Annotated in this window: 18 protein-coding genes; 5 read left to right on the top strand and 13 right to left on the bottom strand. The window is 65.3% G+C overall.

What is annotated here, in order from left to right:
* Positions 1–439: 439 nt before the first annotated feature.
* The 13 genes from GEV06_15930 to dprA form a co-directional block, all read right to left on the bottom strand.
* Positions 440–796 (bottom strand): hypothetical protein, encoded by a 357-nt coding sequence (locus GEV06_15930; GenBank protein MPZ19384.1) that lies wholly within the window; start codon positions 794–796, stop codon positions 440–442.
* 134 nt (positions 797–930) lie between these two features.
* On the bottom strand, positions 931–1,674 hold the full coding sequence (locus tag GEV06_15925; protein ID MPZ19383.1) for a TIGR04255 family protein: 744 nt from the start codon (positions 1,672–1,674) through the stop codon (positions 931–933).
* A 71-nt stretch (positions 1,675–1,745) separates the two neighbouring features.
* Positions 1,746–2,885: an FtsX-like permease family protein gene (locus tag GEV06_15920; GenBank protein MPZ19382.1), complete on the bottom strand. Its 1,140-nt coding sequence runs from the start codon at positions 2,883–2,885 to the stop codon at positions 1,746–1,748.
* Positions 2,795–3,100, bottom strand: a complete 306-nt coding sequence (locus GEV06_15915; GenBank protein ID MPZ19381.1) for a hypothetical protein — start codon at positions 3,098–3,100, stop codon at positions 2,795–2,797. The genes GEV06_15920 and GEV06_15915 overlap by 91 nt, the downstream gene beginning before the upstream one ends.
* Before the next feature lie 19 nt (positions 3,101–3,119).
* Entirely contained in the window at positions 3,120–3,467 is a 348-nt protein-coding gene (locus GEV06_15910; protein ID MPZ19380.1) for a PadR family transcriptional regulator, read from the bottom strand.
* Between the two features lie 205 nt (positions 3,468–3,672).
* Complete coding sequence (locus GEV06_15905) at positions 3,673–3,927, bottom strand: hypothetical protein (protein MPZ19379.1); 255 nt, start codon at positions 3,925–3,927, stop codon at positions 3,673–3,675.
* A 281-nt stretch (positions 3,928–4,208) separates the two neighbouring features.
* On the bottom strand, positions 4,209–4,646 hold the full coding sequence (locus GEV06_15900; protein MPZ19378.1) for an MOSC domain-containing protein: 438 nt from the start codon (positions 4,644–4,646) through the stop codon (positions 4,209–4,211).
* A 97-nt stretch (positions 4,647–4,743) separates the two neighbouring features.
* The gene (locus GEV06_15895) at positions 4,744–5,148 is read right to left on the bottom strand and encodes a PIN domain-containing protein (GenBank protein ID MPZ19377.1); all 405 of its coding nucleotides are present in this window, start codon (positions 5,146–5,148) and stop codon (positions 4,744–4,746) included.
* A gap of 29 nt (positions 5,149–5,177) precedes the next feature.
* A complete protein-coding gene (locus GEV06_15890; protein ID MPZ19376.1) occupies positions 5,178–5,450 on the bottom strand; it encodes a type II toxin-antitoxin system prevent-host-death family antitoxin in 273 nt (90 codons plus the stop codon).
* 45 nt (positions 5,451–5,495) lie between these two features.
* The gene (locus GEV06_15885; GenBank protein ID MPZ19375.1) at positions 5,496–6,548 is read right to left on the bottom strand and encodes a tyrosine recombinase; all 1,053 of its coding nucleotides are present in this window, start codon (positions 6,546–6,548) and stop codon (positions 5,496–5,498) included.
* Positions 6,549–6,621: 73 nt separating this feature from the next.
* Positions 6,622–8,055 (bottom strand): methylenetetrahydrofolate--tRNA-(uracil(54)-C(5))-methyltransferase (FADH(2)-oxidizing) TrmFO, encoded by a 1,434-nt coding sequence (locus GEV06_15880; GenBank protein ID MPZ19374.1) that lies wholly within the window; start codon positions 8,053–8,055, stop codon positions 6,622–6,624.
* A gap of 171 nt (positions 8,056–8,226) precedes the next feature.
* Entirely contained in the window at positions 8,227–10,893 is a 2,667-nt protein-coding gene (gene topA / locus GEV06_15875) for a type I DNA topoisomerase (protein MPZ19373.1), read from the bottom strand.
* Positions 10,894–11,058: 165 nt separating this feature from the next.
* Positions 11,059–12,390, bottom strand: coding sequence for a DNA-protecting protein DprA (gene dprA, locus GEV06_15870; GenBank protein MPZ19372.1), 1,332 nt, complete (start codon positions 12,388–12,390; stop codon positions 11,059–11,061).
* Positions 12,391–12,479: 89 nt separating this feature from the next.
* Here dprA and GEV06_15865 point away from each other — a divergent pair, with 89 nt between their 5' ends.
* From GEV06_15865 to obgE, 5 genes are all read left to right on the top strand, one after another.
* Positions 12,480–12,839: a tetratricopeptide repeat protein gene (locus tag GEV06_15865; GenBank protein ID MPZ19371.1), complete on the top strand. Its 360-nt coding sequence runs from the start codon at positions 12,480–12,482 to the stop codon at positions 12,837–12,839.
* Positions 12,840–12,891: 52 nt separating this feature from the next.
* Positions 12,892–13,665: a hypothetical protein gene (locus tag GEV06_15860; protein ID MPZ19370.1), complete on the top strand. Its 774-nt coding sequence runs from the start codon at positions 12,892–12,894 to the stop codon at positions 13,663–13,665.
* Positions 13,666–13,837: 172 nt separating this feature from the next.
* Positions 13,838–14,170, top strand: a complete 333-nt coding sequence (rplU, locus tag GEV06_15855) for a 50S ribosomal protein L21 (protein ID MPZ19369.1) — start codon at positions 13,838–13,840, stop codon at positions 14,168–14,170.
* Between the two features lie 33 nt (positions 14,171–14,203).
* Positions 14,204–14,497, top strand: a complete 294-nt coding sequence (gene rpmA / locus GEV06_15850) for a 50S ribosomal protein L27 (protein ID MPZ19368.1) — start codon at positions 14,204–14,206, stop codon at positions 14,495–14,497.
* Complete coding sequence (gene obgE / locus GEV06_15845; protein ID MPZ19367.1) at positions 14,487–15,557, top strand: GTPase ObgE; 1,071 nt, start codon at positions 14,487–14,489, stop codon at positions 15,555–15,557. Before rpmA ends, obgE begins: the two co-directional genes overlap by 11 nt.
* Positions 15,558–15,571: the final 14 nt, after the last annotated feature.

Genomic DNA, 15,571 nt, shown 5'->3' with positions numbered 1-15,571 from the left:
CCTAATGACCTGTCTCGACTCAGCCGCGAGACTCATCGCCAAGACCTTCCGCGCGCCGTCGTTCGATTCGGGCCAGCCGACAATCGCGGCGTGACGGGGTGGAGGCTCATCCGGGACAGCGTCTAGCACGAATCCGTTGACCCTCGCTGCCCTCACATCGGTCAACTGGAAGTCCGCGCGCCCGAAGATCGTGCGACCACTTGGGATTCCAGCCAGCGCATCTCCCAGGCTCCACACATCGGCCGTTGAAAGGTCGCGGATCCGCGCAATAGAGAGATTGTTGTCCACCGGCTTCGGCCTGAACGCACGCCAGTGCACGTGTGCCGTCTGCGGCCTCAGGTGGTCTTGGTCGGTGACATAACGCGTAAGCGGCTCCGTCTCCGAAATGACTACTGAGACCGCCGCTTGCACAGGTTGGAGGGCTTCCGCCGAGCGATGGCTAACGGAGAATCGGTTCCGACAGGATCGACGAAGGGTAGAGCCGCCGGAAAAGATACGCCACAGTCTCCGGAATCTGTCCAGCAAGGGGCACTCTCCCGTACAGCGGCTCATGCCCGATCAGGGCGGCGAACCCCACGTATTGGGTGTCGTCGACGGTAAGGGTCAGGACGCGTCGGCTTCCTTCATCCCAGTCAAGGCCGATCTGATTCTCGGATTCAACCACGATTTCCGGAAGCGGAATTTCCGGGGGGAGAATCGCGAGTAAGTCGATCATCTGGCCGAACGGCTCGATGCCGACCAGAGTGCGCTCGACTTCTCTGCCCTTTTGGAGAGCGTAGCCGATCCTTTCCAGCATCTCAGCTCTCCGGGTAGCTCTTGGAGGCGCCATGGCTATCCGAATGGATTCGCGCAGCTCCGTTCCTACCGAACCGACTGCATGATCCTGGGCAGGCGAGTACAGTCCCATCGCGGACCCTGAAATGGCGATACTCATATATAGAGATTAACAGCTTCTTGCGTCAGCAGGGAGAAGAACACGCGGTTCTTCAGAGCTCTCAGAATCTCAAGCATGCCTCGCAGGCTTTGCGCATTCGGATCCAATTCTTTTGCAAAAAACGCATCAACATCGATGACGATTGGGACAGGGAACTTCCCGGTCGTGTCGAGCTTCTGAGTGACCACTACATTGGCATCTGTTTCATCGTGGGCGACGACTCGACTGAGGAAGCTACTCAGTCTCTGCGGCGCTCCTTCTGGGAGCTCTGGAGCGGCGGTCAGGAATCTATCGAGCTGCTCTCCGTCCCTGAGCGGCAGGTCCAGGCGGTTCAGATATCGCAGCGCCAGTCTCGTCACGGCCGCCGGGCGCACGATGTGTGCAAAACGCGTCCAAAGACGCAGCGCTTCATCCAGAAGGGTCTCGCCGCCGATGTAAGCGCCTACGTTATTGAACGTGAATCCGTCGACGCGGAACTGCACGATGCGATTTCCGTCGGTGCTGGTCAGCCAGACACCCTGAAAGCCGAGATCGCGCGCAACAGGTGGCAGCAGGTTGCCGGCTTCGACGCGGAACTCTGCTTGAAACCCCTTCTTCTCGTCCACTTTTGGGAAGGAGTCGCTCAGCTCGGCGCGCAGAGGCTGCAGCCGCTCAAGATGGATAGCCTGGTCCGCAATGATTCGGAAGTCGACCAAAGCCTCGGTGATCGGGGGTCTCGCCAGTTGCTGCGGAGCTACCATCGTGCCGACAATTGTATCCGAGCGGGACTCGCGTCCCGCTCACACCAGACGGACCGTGGCGCAGACGTCGTCTACTCTTCGCGCAGCCCGTCCATCGGATCCACGGCCGCCGCGCGGCGGGCGGGGATCCAGCAGGCCAAAAGCGCGCTCGCGCCAAGGATGAGTGCTGCGGCGGCGAAGGCGACCGGATCGAGCGGGCTGACTTCGAAGAGGAGGCTCGCGAGCAGCCAGGTCAACGCGACGGACACGACCAGTCCTATCACGATGCCGGAGACCGTGAGCGCGGCGCCGTCGCGAAGGACGAGCCGTCGCACGTCGACCCTGCGTGCGCCGAGCGCCATGCGCACGCCGAGCTCCCGCCTTCGCTGCCTGACCGAGTAGGAAAGCACGCCGAAAAGGCCGAGGGCAGCGAGTGCCAGCGCCGCCGCGGCGAAGCTGGCGAGCACGACGGTCGTAAAGCGTCGCTGGGCCGTGCCGCGGCCCACGGACGCGGCTAGGCTCGCCGGTTGATACAGCACAAGCCGCGGATCGAGCGCGGCGAGCTCGCGCCGAGCGGCCGGGACGAGCGTCTCTGGCGCCACCGCGGCGGCCACCGTGTACGTCAGAGCCCAGTTCCGGTTGGCGGCGACGGCGAACTGCCGGTGCGGATGAAACACGTCGCGCGTAACCGTTCCTTCGGGGTCAATCGCCACGTCGCCAACGACGCCGATGACCTCCGCCTGGGTATCGTCGATGGCGATCAGGATACGCTGCCCGACGGGATCCGTTTCCGGAAACAGGCGCTCAGCGAGTGCCCGGCTGACCACGATCCGTTGGGGCGCATCGGCATCGTCGCGAGCGTCGAAGGTTCGCCCCTGCAGGACGGGGATGGAGAGCGCCCCGAAGTAGTCGCCCGCAACCACGCGGTTCTGAGCTCCCGTCGACTCGTCTTCCGTGCCGGCGCGCGGACCGGTAACTGCCTGCGCGCCCCAGTCGTGGTAGTAACCTGTCGCAGGCAGCTTCGAAACGGCGCCCACTTTCTGGACGCCAGGCAAACGCCCGAGACGGCGGACCAACTCCTCGTGGAAGCGCGCACGATTCTCGGGGTCGTAGCGCGCCGCCGGCAGGTGCACCTCAAAGGTCAGGACATCGTCCGTCCGAACGCCAAGCCGGGAGCTTTCCGCAACGTGCGGGCGGCGTAGCGAAGATCGGTCGAGAGGTCTTCCAACCAAGGCAGCCCGCGCTGGTCGCGCAGAGCGTCCATCGCCTGCGGGATGCTGCCGGCCCGCCGCCGGGCCGCCCGTCGTGCATCGTCGGGCGAGCCGCCGCGCCGCCGCGCCGCCGCCGTGGTGAGCTCCATATGGAGCTGTAGCTCCTCTTTGAGGTCACGATCTCTGCGGCGCCGGGAAAGCGTGCCCCAGATTCGACTCGCCCATTCACGGAGCATCCACATCGATCCCCCCGCACTATTCCTGACCGCGCAGAAGCGCCTGCATGATGGCAGCCATGCGATCCCACTGGGCCTTCTCGGTCGTGAGCTGCCGTCGGCCCGCCGCCGTGAGCTCATAGAACCGCGCCTTCCGGTTGTTCTCCGTGACGCCCCACTTCGCGCGCACGAAGCCGCGTTGCTCCAGGCGCATGAGCCCGGGATAAAGCGTGCCCATATTCAGCTGCAGGGCGCCGCGGGAGACCTGCTCCAGGCGTGCCGCAATCGTATAGCCGTGCAGCGGCCCGAGCGTGTCGAGTGTCTGCAGGATCATGAGATCGAGCGTGCCCTGCAGGACGTCGGTCTTGGTGCGTTCTTTATTAGGCATCCGAACGAACTATATACACGATTCTATTAGAGTGTCAAATAGATATAGCTCTTCCGCGATCTGACCACAGTCCGCAGCGAGGGGGCTCGCTGCCCGGCGCGCTCGGCGAGCGCGCCCTACCATCTTGGCCTCTCGCACGCGTGGCCTGCGCGCTACGTACGGAGCAGGTAGCACGTAGCGAGGGGCCTGAATGAACCTTATTGCTTTAGTCGGGGGTCTTCATCGACCAGTGGTGGAACGGTGAGGCGAGCGGGACTCCAGATCCCAATTGGGCGGTCTCGATGACGGCCTGCCAGGCTCGCAGCGCCCAGGAGGTGTCGTCGTCCCAATAGAAGTAGCGCACCTGTCCCGTGACGCGGCCGTTGGTGCACAAGCACCAACGACAGTGAGCCTTCCGCACCTCTCCGCCTCGATCGTCGTCGGCGGTCTCGTAAACATCCTCGACCCAGGCGTAGCGCAAGTCCCCCCGCGTCCCCGTCTCGGGACCGCGAATGAGCTCAGCCCACCGTCGGCCATCACCGCCATCAGGAACCCCTCGACGGTCTGGTGCTCAGGGAGCCCCGTGGGCCAGCAGGCAACATCGAGCTGGATTGAGTCGGCCGCATCCTTGACGATGATCGCTCCAATCTCCCGGTCAGGCTGGCGCTGCACTTCCCAGTCCGCCGGCAGCCCAACCTCGAAGGCCCCGCGGTCGAGTATTAGATAGCGCGTGATGTCGGTTTCCGAGGCCATTGACTCGCCTCATCCCTGATCCCACTCGACGGAGTCGCCAACGCTGATCTTGCCATCGTCCAGGACCTCGGCAAACACGCCGCCGCGCCAGCTCGGTTGGAGCGCCGCACGGAGCCCTGGATGCGCCTGTTCCATGCGCTCACAGGGACGCGTCTCGCCGTGGACGAGGAGACGGCAGGATCCGACGCGCAGGATCCGGCCACGGGAGCTCTCGAGATCCACGCCGGAGACGAAGAGATTCGCGCGGCGCATTGCCGGGCCGACGGCGTGTCCAAGCTGTTCAACGACCGTCTCCCACGCTGCCTGCGAGAGGATGGTCACTTGCCGCTTGCCACCCTGGTTGGCGTTGCCAACGATGCCGCGGCCCGCGATGAGGCGGCAGCTCGTCGCGGAATCCATCGGGCCGAGGCGGACACGCTTGATCCAGATGTGCTCGAGCGAAGGCATCGCAAGGAATCGGTGATCGGAAGAAATCTTGCGCTGAGCGAGGGACTCGAGCCCCTCTGCTACGTGCTGAAGCTGTCGGCAGGTCTATAGGCCTGCGCTACGTGCCATGGATGACGACCTGCCACGGATCGAGAAGCGGCACACCCAGATCCTCGACGTCGCTCGTGTTGCGCGTCACCAGCGTGCAATCATGCACGAGCGCCGTGGCAGCGATCAACGTCTCAATCACGGGACGACTTCGATCAGCCGAGAGCTCTCCCCATCGCCGCGCCGCCGGCGCGTCGATCGGGAGAATGCGGTCCGCAAACGTCAATTCGAGACCGTCGACCCAGTTGCCAATCTGAGCGGCCGCGTCAGGATCGGTGCGGCGCTTCATGTCGACACCTTTGCGGAGCTCGCCCACTGTCAGCGCGCTGATGAACAGACTCGATGCCTCGGCTGCCGCAAGAAACGCCATCACACGCTCATTCGCGCGGCGCTTGCGCGTCTCGGACAAGACCATCGTGTCCAGCAAATAGCGGCCACGCCCGTTCAGAGCACGATCTTGCGACCCATATCGCGGTCGCGCTCGGTCGCGAAGTCGTCCACCTTGGGACCGCCGAGCAGATATGCGTTGAAGTCCGGCTTGTGCGCCACCAGCGCCCGATAGTCTTCGATCGAGAGCATCACCACTCGCGCCGCTCCATGTCGCGTGATCGTCTGCGGCCCTTCCTTGGACGCCCGCTCCATCACCTCGCCGAACCGAGCCTTCGCCTCGTGCACCTGCCATTGTGCCATGCTCCTATTCGTGACCATAATGACCATAAGTTAGTTCATATTGGTCATAATTGCAACCTCCGCGGATCTTCCTCACGCCTTCGGATGTGCCTTGCGATACACCTCCATCAACCGCGCGAGATCGACGTGGGTATAGCGCTGCGTGGTGGAGAGCCGCACGTGGCCGAGCAGCTCCTGAATCACGCGGAGATCTGCGCCGGCCTCTAGGAGATGCGTGGCAAACGAATGCCGGAGCGCGTGAGGACTGATCCCAAACCGGGAGCTGCACAGGGCGACATACCGCGCGACGATCCGGTGCACGCTGCGCGGGCCGAGCCGCTCGCCGCGGTAGTTCAGAAAGAGGGGCTCCTCCGCTCGCAGACCGCGCGCGCGCCATCGTCGTCCGGCGGACCACAGGTCGCGGCGCGGCGGCAGGCCGCGCGACACACGCGCCGATTCGCGATCGGCTGTCCGCGCACGTGCCGTTGAGGCAGCTTCGCTCATGAGAATGCGCTCCCGCTCGCGCAGCCAGTGGCCGAGCGCCGCCGCCGCGGTCGCGTGGAACGGCACGAGTCGTTCCTTCCGCCCCTTTCCCATGACCCGCAGCATCCGGCCCCCGAGATTGACGTCGTCGAGGTCGAGGCCGACCAGCTCGCTGAGTCGGAGGCCCGACGCGTAGAAGAGCTCGAGCATGGCGCGGTCCCGACAGCCGAGCGGGGTTGAGGCATCGGGCGTCGAGAGCAGCGCCTCCATCTCGTCGACCGCCAGATGGGCGGGAAGCTTCTGCTCGAGGATGGGGCTGGTGACGAGCGTCCCCGGATTGCCGTCAAAGGCGCCTTCGCGCCGGAGATGGCGGACGAAGCTCCGGATCGCCGACGCCTTGCGAGCCGCCGATGCGCGGGTGTTGCCTCGAGCGTGCAACTCGGCAAGGAACCCGCGAATGGTCGTGTGATCGATGATGCCGGGAAGGACCTTGCCTGGCTTGGAACCGGTCGCTATCGCGAGATACGACGTGAATTGACGCAGGTCACTCTCGTAATTGCGAAGCGTATGTGGAGATGCGTGCCGGTTCAGGGCGAGGAACTCGACGAATGCCTTGACGTGTTCCTGCAGCGTCTCAGGCGATCGAGGAGTGTGGACGCCCATGGTGTCGGCTGCAGGCCCTGGGTGCGCTGTGCGCGCGACGTCACTCGTCCGCCGAAGCGCGAAGACGGAAGGTCTAGACGTGCGCGACGCTCACCGGCTCCATCCATGACGCAAGATCGCTCAGCGCACGCTCGGCCAGGGCGAGCTTCTTGGCCTGGCGGCCACGCAGTTTCCGATCCAGCGGAGCGATAATCCCGAACGTGATGTTCGTGGGTTGATAGCGCGAAGCGTCGGCGTGTGACACGTAATAGCCGAGCGCGCCGATCGCCGTCGTTCGGGGCGGTGCCAGCGGATCGTCCCCTTGCGCGAGGCGCGCGGCATTGATCCCAGCAATCAGGCCGGATGCGGCCGATTCCACGTACCCTTCGACACCGGAGACCTGTCCCGCGAACAAGAGGTCTGCGCGCGCGTCTGTTTGCCATGTCTCGCGCAGCACGGTTGGCGCGTTGATGTACGTGTTGCGGTGCACCATGCCAAAGCGCACGAACTCCGCCTCCTCGAGCCCTGGAATCAGCCGCAGCACACGCGCTTGCTCGCCCCACTTGAGCTGCGTTTGGAAGCCAACGAGGCTGTAGTGATCGCCGGCCAGGTTGTCCTGGCGGAGTTGCACCACGGCGTAGGGCTGTGCCTCCGTGCGTGGGTCGACCAGGCCAACGGGCTTCATCGGGCCGAATCGCAGGGTATGGTAGCCGCGATGCGCCATCACCTCGATTGGGAGACAGCCCTCGAAGAAGCGTTCCTTGTCGAAGTCGTGCACCGTGGCAGACTCCGCGTGGATCAGCGCGTCATAGAAGCGGGCGTATTCCTCCGCATCCAGCGGACAGTTCAGGTAATCACCGTCGGCCGCTTCGACGCTACAGGCGCGCGCTGTTTCTTCGCCCGCCTTTGGCGCGGCCGAAGCCGCGCCTTCGGCGAGGCGAAGGCCCGCGCTACGTACTGGTGAATCAGGAGAGTCTCGTCCCCAGCGAGACGCGCGGAACACCTTGTCGTTGCGGATCGTGTCGGCCAAGACAATCGGGCTGATCGCGTCGTAGAAATAGAGGTGATCAGCGCCAACGAAGGTGCGTATCGCCTCGGACAGCGAGTCCGACGTGAGTGGACCAGTCGCGAGGATGACCGGCGACCCGTCACGCGGCTCAGGAATCCCGGCGCACTCAGATCGCTCGATCGCGATGCCAGGATGGCTCGTGACCGCTTCCGTCACGGCGCGCGAGAACCGCTCACGGTCCACGGCGAGAGCGGCGCCGGCGGGTACGCGGCTGGCATCGGCGCAGCGCATGATGAGCGAGCCGAGCCGTCGCATCTCCTCTTTCAACAGGCCGACGGCGTTGTCCAGCTTGTCGCCGCGGAACGAGTTGCTGCACACGAGCTCGGCAAGCTCGCCCGTCTTGTGAACGCGGGTCGGCCTCGCAGGGCGCATCTCGTACAACGTGACCGGCACACCGCGCGATGCCGCCTGCCACGCCGCTTCGCATCCCGCCAAACCGCCCCCGACAATGCGAATCATCGACTGGTCCTTGGTTCTTGGTTCTTGGTCCTTGGTCCGCTGTGCTCAGTGCCTGGCTCCTGCTGTTCTGATTCCGGATTCGCGCAATCGCCCCGCCATCCCGACAGAGACCCCTATCGTCCGCCGACGCACCAGGAACCAAGGACTAAGAACCAAGGACTAAGAACCGTTCTACGCGCTCTTCCGTTTTTTCGAGGCGCCGCGCGCCGTGGTGCGTCGCGCCATGCGCGTGCGCGATGGCCCGCTCGCGGCGCGCGCCGCGAGCAGCGCAACGGCCTCGTCCAGCGTCGTCGTCTGCGGATCCGCGCCCTTGGGAAGCGAGGCGTTGACGGCGCCATCGCTGACGTATGGACCATAGCGGCCGGCGAGCATTTGAATCGTCGCGCCACTCTCCGGATGCGAGCCCACCTCACGCAGCACCGTCTTGGCCGCCTGCCGCCGACGACCTCGCTTCTCTCGCTCGAAGAGCTCCAGCGCGTGCGCCAGATCGATCGCGAACACGTCGTCACCCGGATCGAGTGAGCGGAAGTCGCTGCCGTGCTTCACGTACGGTCCAAACCGTCCCCACCCGGCGACAATCAACTCGCCATCAGCGGGATGCGGCCCCAGCTCGCGAGGCAGTGAGAGGAGCTTCAGCGCCTCCTCGCGGGTGAGCGTGTCCGGGGTCATGCCCGGCAGCAGCGACGTCCGCTTTGGCTTTGGCGCCTTCGATCCTTTCTCCGGCGCCTCACCCAATTGGACATACGCACCAAAGCGGCCGCTCATCACGTAAATGGGCAGGTCAGTCGACGGCTCGGTCCCGAGCTGACGCGGCCCCTGCGCTCGCTCCTTGACCAAGGCGAGCGCCTTCTCCACGCCGTAGTCTGCTGGCTCGACATCGTCCGGGATCGAGGCTGTCCGGCCGGGGCCACCCTCACCGAGCTGCACAAATGGGCCGTACCGGCCGATGCGCACCCGCACCGCCTCGCCACTCTCGGGATCGACGCCCAAATCGACGGCCGGATAGCTGATGCTGTCGTCATCCTGCACGCGCTGTTCGAGGCCTCGATGCTTGCCGTCCCCACGATAGAAGGCACGGACGAACTCGAGCCAGTCGCGCTGACCATTCGAGATCTGGTCGAGGTCCTCCTCCATCTCGGCGGTGAATCCAACGTCGACGTAGTCGTCGAAGTGTCGCTTGAGGAGCTGCGTCACCGCGAATGCCGTGAAGCTCGGCACCAGCGCCTTGTGCTGCCGAAAGACGTAGCCGCGCCGAATGATCGTGTCGATCGTCGGCGCGTAGGTCGAAGGACGGCCGATCCCTTCCTCCTCCAACCGCTTGACCAGGGAAGCTTCGGTGTAGCGCGCGGGCGGCTGCGTCTCATGGCTGCGCGCCTCCAGCGCACCGAGCTCGAGCCCGCCTCGATCCTGCCCAGCCCGTTCAACGAGATCACCCACGCGACAGGTCGGCAACAACGTTTCGCGGTCGCCGAGCTCCGCTGCCGGATCGTCGCTGCCCTCGACGTAGGCGCGTAGGAAGCCCGCAAACTCGATCGCCTTGCCGCTCGAGGAGAACACGCTCGGAACGCCACGATCATCCTGCGCCGTGATCTCCAGCGTCGTGCGCACGAGCCGCGCGTCGGCCATTTGAGACGCCACCGCGCGCTGCCAGACCAGCTCGTACACGCGCGCCGCGTCCCCGTCCATATCTCCCACGACCTGCTGCGGAAGGCGCGTGAAGTCGGTTGGACGGATCGCCTCGTGCGCTTCTTGGGCATTCCGTACGCGCGTCTGATATTGCCGCGGCTTGTCGTAATACGCGTCACCGTACCGGTCGCGAATGGCGCGTGCCGCCTCGCGCAGCGCTTTCTCGCTGAGGGTCGTCGAGTCCGTGCGGTGATACGAGATGACTCCTTCGTCGTGCAATCGCTGGGCCGCCGACATCGTCCGGTCGGCGGAGAACCCGAGCTTCCTATTCGCTTCTTGCTGCAACGTCGAGGTTGTGAAGGGAGGCGCGGGTCGCTGAATCGCCGGCTTCGCGTCGACGGCCGTGACACGCCACGGCAGCCCGCTCTCGAGCCGTTCCTTGAGCTGACGCGCCTCGGCCTCATCGAGCCGCTGCACGTCGCTCGACGTCAAGGTCCCTGACGCGTCGAAGTCCCGACCGGTCGCGACACGGCGGTCGCCGATCCGCCCGAGCGTTGCCGTAAACCGACGGCCTTCGCCCGAAAGGTCCGCCTCGAGATTCCAATACGACGCCCTCTGAAACGCGCGCCGCTCTTCTTCGCGCTCCACGATGAGGCGGACGGCGATGCTCTGGACACGACCGGCACTGAGGCCAGTCTGCACTTTCTTCCACAACACTGGCGACAGCGTGTAACCAAAGAGACGATCGAGGATTCGACGGCTCTCTTGTGCGCGCACCAGGTGCTCGTCGACACCGTGCGCCTTCTCGAGCGCTTCCCGCACGGCCTCTTCGGTAATCTCGTGAAAGACAATGCGGCGAACCGGCACGCGCGGCTTCAAGATTTCCCTGAGGTGCCAACTGATCGACTCGCCCTCGCGGTCCGGGTCGGTCGCCAAGATGACCTCGGACGCATCCTTCAGTGCACTCTTCAGCTCCTGGATGCGCTTCCGCTTGTCAGGCGAGATGACGTAGTAAGGAGTGAAATCACCATCGACGTCCACGGCCAGACGACCCCAGGGCTTCTTCTTGATGGCGGCCGGCACATCGCTGGCGCGCTCCGGCAGATCTCGCACGTGGCCGTAGCTGGCCTCGATGCGGTACTGATCGCCGAGAAATCGACGCAGTGTGCGTGCCTTCGCGGGCGACTCAACGATGACGAGCGGTTTTGCCATGACCCTCCACTACCAGCATCTCTACGTTAGCACGGGGCTCCGGAGCAACAACGTGACAAGGTGACGGGGTGACAAGGTGACAAGGGTGAATGCGGTTGCCCGAACGTACGTGGGCGTGGCGTTCAACCCGCGCTTCCCAAATCACCCCCTCACCCAGTCACCCCCTCACCCTGTCACCCGGCGCGTGAACCGGCCGGCGCTGCGAGAGACGACGCCGTCGAGCTCCAGCGCGAGGAGTCGTTCGAGCACCGCCGCGCTCTCACGGCCGGTGCGCGCAACGAGCGCATCGACGTCGCACGCGTCGCCCGGTGTCATGACGGCGAGCAACCAGTCGCTCGCCGTGCGCGCCATCGAGCCGCCACCGCGGGCCTGTGAGCGCCAACCGATTTCGTCCAACACGTCATCGACGCTCTCGACCAACCGTGCGCCATCACGGAGGAGCGCATGGGCGCCCCGGTTGTGCTCAGCGAGCACGTTGCCCGGCACCGCCAAGACATCGCGTCCCTGTTCGAGCGCGAGGCGTGCCGTAATCAGCGACCCGCTCCGATTCGACGCCTCGACCACGACAACGGCAAGCGCCAGACCGCTGAGGATGCGGTTTCGGAGGGGAAAGTGATGCGCCCGCGGCGGCGTGCCCGGCGGGAGCTCGCTGACCAGAGCGCCGGTCCGCACGATCCGCTGGGCGAGCGCCTTGTGCTCCGCAGGATACGTCACATCAGCGCCACACCCGAGCACGGCAACCGTCCGGCCGGCTTCCAGCGCCGCCCGGTGCGCCGCCGCATCCACGCCTCGAGCCAGACCGCTCACGACGGCGAGACCTTCGGCGGCGAGGTCTCGGGCCAGCACGGCCGCCACCTCGAGCGCGTACGGCGTCGCCGCGCGCGACCCTACCACCGCAACCATCGGTAGCGCCAGCGCCGCTGGATCGCCGCGGACCCAGAGCACAACAGGAGGATCGACGATCGTCGCTAGCCGAGGCGGATAGGCAGCGTCGGCTCGCGTCACCGGCACCAGGCCCGCCTGCCGCGCCAGATCCAGTGTCCGCACTGCCTCCGCTCGCCATTCGGGCCAGGGTCGCCCCGGCGCGCCGCGCAGCAAAAACGAGGGAGCGGAGCCCTGCTTTCGTACTTCGAAAGAGGCACTTGGCAAAGAGACACGTGCCTCCTCTGTCCCCGGGCCGGGGCCCTGCTCCGCTAACCAGCGTGCCAGCAAGGCGGGCTGACGGCGTCCCGCGAGCGACAACGCAACCGAATCCACGAGGTCGTTGGGCACGGTTCCCTCCGGGCCCTTGCCCGACCAAGGGTCGGGCCGGTGAGGGGCCAAGACCGAGGGGTCTGAAGACCCCTCGCTACGTACACCGGGCTCGTACACTGGGCTCGTACATTGGACGCTGCGTGCCACCTGCTCCGTAGGTAGCACGGGCTCGACCTGAAGGTCTCTCGAGCCGGCGGCGTATACGAAAAGCGAAAAAAGAAGAGGCCAGGCACCCGGAATCACCCGAGGGACCTGACCTCCTGGCCCTTCAGTATAAGGGGAAAACTCCTTGCGCGGCCTCGCACCGGCTCGCTATAGTGGTTGCTGGTTTCATGGGCATGCGTTCCATGTTCTCGGCACTGGTGCTTGCGGCGCTCCTGGTACCAGCGCCGGCTCGGGCCGAGCCGCGCGACGATGCGAGGGCGCAGGTAGAGTTCGGGATCCTGATGGCCCAGAAGGGCCTCTGGAAGGAGGCGCTCTATCGCTGGGAGCGGGCCGTCCAAATCGATCCCACCTATGCCGCGGCTTACAACAACCTCGCTGTGGCGTATGAGCACGCAGGCGCCTTCGGCAAAGCGCGGCAAGCGTACGAGCGGGCGCTCGAGCTCGAGCCGACGAACGTCCAGATTGAGCAGAACTACGATCTGTTCAGAGAGATCAATGACCGCGCGCACAGCAGCTCGACTCGCTAGCGTGCTCGTCCTTCTCGTGAGTGCGGCGTGTACGTCTGCCTACGAGATCCCGGTGGAAACACCGATCCGGCCAAAGCTCGACGTCTCGCCCTTCCAACGCGTCTTCGTGGCGGGCTTCGTCGCGGGCGGCTCCGAAGACGTCGATTCGAACCTCGAAACAGTGCGACTGCTGCGAAGCCAGCTGCGAACCAAGTCGGACCTTCGCGTGATCGACGCCGATGTGTTACCGCTCCTCGAGCGCGGTCAGGAGCCGGCAGCGGCTCCAGGGAATACCGAAGCGGCCACCGAGGATCCTCCCGAGCCGGCGCCGAGCGGCGCACCCGAGCCACCGCCGGCAACCACGGGCAACGGAGGCGCGCCTGCTGTGTCATCGGACGGCCAGTCGGCGCCGGCCATTCACAATGAGAAGCAGCTTGCCACCTACGAGCCGATCTTTGCCGACGTCAATTATTGGAAGAAGATCGGCGAGGAGTTTCAACAGCCGCTCATCGTGACCGGCACGCTCTACTTCGTGCCGTACCAAAGGTCGGGCCCGGTCGTTCAGGAGCGCGAGTACTTCGATCAACTTGGTCGGCGCGTGGTCAGGCCGGTGCGCGTGTACATGGAGCGCAAAGGCTACATTCTGCGTCCGAAGTTCGTCTTCATCGATGGCAGGACCGGCACGGTGATCTACACCGAAGCCCACCGTGAAGAACGGCTGTACATGCCGCAACAGAACGTGCCCGCGCTGTCCTCGTACTTCGAGATGATGGACGCGATTCTCCCCTCCTTCCTCAACGCCCTGAGCGAGCAGAGAATCCGCGGCGTCAGGATTCTCCTGAAGTAGCGCAGGCCTTTAGGCCTGCCCATTGCGGCGTTGGCAGGCCTAAAGGCCTGCGCTACGAGGAATTCTTCACAGGCTCTTTTAGGCCTGGCGACCTCCGCCGGCCCGCGGGGCCTGTGCTATACTTTTGGTTTCGGTTTGGGGTGAAAGTGTGCCCCTGCGGAGGGTAACGTCCGTGTTTGCAGTCATTCAGAGCGGCGGCCGGCAGGTGAGAGTCGTCCCAGGGACCGTGGTGACCGTCGATCGGTTGGCCGCGGAGCCGGGGCAGGAGGTGCACTTCGAGCGCGTGCTCCTCGTAGGCCCCGACGGCAGTGACGCGAAGGGTGAGGTGGTCGTCGGCCGCCCGTTCGTCGCCAATGTGCGCGTGGTAGGCACCGTCGAGAACGAAGTCAGGGGGCCGAAGATCCGCGTCTTCAAGATGAAGCGACGCAAGGGCTACCGCAGAACGACTGGGCACCGCGCCACCCTGACGCGTGTCGCGATTCGAGAGATCGTGACGGACCAGTAACGGCACGCAGGGCGGCGGATCCAAGGACGAGCAATGGCACACAAAAAAGGACAAGGAAGCTCTCGTAATGGACGCGACAGTGCTGCGCAGCGGCTGGGCGTCAAGCGATTCGACGGCAATGTCGTCTCTGGCGGGTCGATCCTCGTGCGGCAGCGCGGACGTCGGTTTCGGCCGGGGCTGAACGTCGGGCTCGGCAAAGATGACACGCTCTTTGCCAAGATGACCGGCGTGGTTCGCTTCGAGGACCATGGTGCGCACGGCCGGGTCATCAGTGTGTTGCCGGCCACGACTGATTCGGATCAGGCTTCAGAGCCTGATGTTCGTTGACGAAGTCGAGATCTCCGTTTCGGCCGGCGATGGCGGGCGCGGGTGCGTCAGCTTTCGCCGGGAGAAGTACGTGCCGCGCGGCGGTCCCAACGGTGGCGATGGGGGCGCTGGCGGCTCGGTCCAGCTCGAAGCCAGCCTCCATCTGAACACCCTGGTGAGCTATCGGTTCCACCCGGCGTTCGACGCCGAGCGTGGGGCTCACGGCGAGGGTTCCAACCGCACTGGACGCAGCGGCCGCGCTCTCGTCCTCGAGGTGCCCGTTGGCACCGTCGCCTACGTGCAGACGCCCGACGGTCTGCGGCAGGTCGCCGATCTCACCCAGGTCGGGACGCGCGTGTGCGTCGCGCGGGGAGGACGCGGGGGTCGTGGTAACGCGCGGTTTGCCACGTCGACCAACCGGGCCCCGCGCCGTGCCGAGCCTGGCGAGCCTGGTGAGGCGGTCCGCCTGCACCTGCGTCTCAAGCTGCTTGCCGATGTTGGCCTCGTTGGCTTCCCCAATGTCGGCAAGTCCACGCTCATCGCGCGCATCTCGGCGGCGCGGCCGAAGATTGGCGATTACCCGTTCACCACCCTCACCCCCAACCTGGGCGTCGTCTCGATGTCGAACGACCGCAGCTTCGTCGTTGCCGATGTGCCGGGTCTCATGGAGGGCGCGCACGAGGGCCACGGTCTGGGCGATCGGTTCCTGGGTCACGTCGAGCGGACGAAGGTGCTCGTTCATGTGGTCGACGTCTCTGAAACATCAGGGCGCGAGCCGCCACAGGACCTCGACGTGATTCGACGGGAGCTCGCTCGCTACGTGCCGAACGCGGAGACGGTCGACCCGGCACACGTGCCGCTGAGCGCGCGGCCGCAGATCGTCGCGGCGTCGAAGATCGACTTGCTGCAGGACGCGGCCAGGCTCACCGCTCTCCGGGACAAAGCCGCCGCGCTTGGTCTCGACTGCTATCCGGTCTCGGGTGTCACCGGCGAAGGCCTCCCCGACCTGTTGGAAGCAATGTGGCGTTACATGGCCACCGGCTCGACACCGCGCTCGACTTCGCCGATTCCCGATTCCTGATTGCTGATTCCTGA

The sequence above is a fragment of the Luteitalea sp. genome, assembly GCA_009377605.1.
Classification (GTDB): domain Bacteria; phylum Acidobacteriota; class Vicinamibacteria; order Vicinamibacterales; family Vicinamibacteraceae; genus WHTT01.
This window is presented reverse-complemented; position numbering and strand designations above follow the sequence as displayed.

What these genes read in the sequence shown, in the direction of transcription:
- GEV06_15930 (MPZ19384.1), bottom strand. Translation starts at nt 796, where the DNA reads ATGCTGGAAAGGATCGGCTACGCTCTCCAAAAGGGCAGAGAAGTCGAG.
- GEV06_15925 (MPZ19383.1), bottom strand. Translation starts at nt 1,674, where the DNA reads ATGGTAGCTCCGCAGCAACTGGCGAGACCCCCGATCACCGAGGCTTTG.
- GEV06_15915 (MPZ19381.1), bottom strand. Translation starts at nt 3,100, where the DNA reads ATGCTCCGTGAATGGGCGAGTCGAATCTGGGGCACGCTTTCCCGGCGC.
- GEV06_15910 (MPZ19380.1), bottom strand. Translation starts at nt 3,467, where the DNA reads ATGCCTAATAAAGAACGCACCAAGACCGACGTCCTGCAGGGCACGCTC.
- GEV06_15900 (MPZ19378.1), bottom strand. Translation starts at nt 4,646, where the DNA reads ATGCCTTCGCTCGAGCACATCTGGATCAAGCGTGTCCGCCTCGGCCCG.
- GEV06_15895 (MPZ19377.1), bottom strand. Translation starts at nt 5,148, where the DNA reads ATGGTCTTGTCCGAGACGCGCAAGCGCCGCGCGAATGAGCGTGTGATG.
- GEV06_15890 (MPZ19376.1), bottom strand. Translation starts at nt 5,450, where the DNA reads ATGGTCATTATGGTCACGAATAGGAGCATGGCACAATGGCAGGTGCAC.
- GEV06_15885 (MPZ19375.1), bottom strand. Translation starts at nt 6,548, where the DNA reads ATGGGCGTCCACACTCCTCGATCGCCTGAGACGCTGCAGGAACACGTC.
- GEV06_15880 (MPZ19374.1), bottom strand. Translation starts at nt 8,055, where the DNA reads ATGATTCGCATTGTCGGGGGCGGTTTGGCGGGATGCGAAGCGGCGTGG.
- topA (MPZ19373.1), bottom strand. Translation starts at nt 10,893, where the DNA reads ATGGCAAAACCGCTCGTCATCGTTGAGTCGCCCGCGAAGGCACGCACA.
- GEV06_15865 (MPZ19371.1), top strand. Translation starts at nt 12,480, where the DNA reads ATGGGCATGCGTTCCATGTTCTCGGCACTGGTGCTTGCGGCGCTCCTG.
- rpmA (MPZ19368.1), top strand. Translation starts at nt 14,204, where the DNA reads ATGGCACACAAAAAAGGACAAGGAAGCTCTCGTAATGGACGCGACAGT.
- obgE (MPZ19367.1), top strand. Translation starts at nt 14,487, where the DNA reads ATGTTCGTTGACGAAGTCGAGATCTCCGTTTCGGCCGGCGATGGCGGG.